The 251-nt window shown below is 67.3% G+C and carries 1 protein-coding gene; it reads left to right on the plus strand.

Annotation, left to right across the window (positions count from 1 at the left end):
* Nucleotides 1–135: 135 nt before the first annotated feature.
* The coding region (locus RRF55_RS27535) for a S4 domain-containing protein (protein ID WP_439419234.1) at nt 136–251 on the plus strand (116 nt) is incomplete at its 3' end.

Genomic DNA, 251 nt, shown 5'->3' on the forward strand with positions numbered 1-251 from the left:
CTGCGCCAAGCGCAACGGCCGCAACCAGATCCACGACGGCGAACGCACCACGACCGCCGGCGATCCATTGCCGGCCTGAACCACCGGCACGCGGAAAAACGCAGCGGCGGCCACCTTTTGCCCGATAATGGGCCGATGACAACCCGACTCAACAAGCATATCGCCGATACCGGCTTCTGTTCCCGCCGCGAAGCCGACCGCCTGATCGGCGAGCGCCGCGTCACCGTCAACGGCCATCCGGCCGGTACCGG

The sequence above is a fragment of the Klebsiella sp. K47 genome, assembly GCF_051858335.1.
Taxonomy (GTDB): Bacteria; Pseudomonadota; Gammaproteobacteria; order Enterobacterales; family Enterobacteriaceae; genus Klebsiella; species Klebsiella pneumoniae.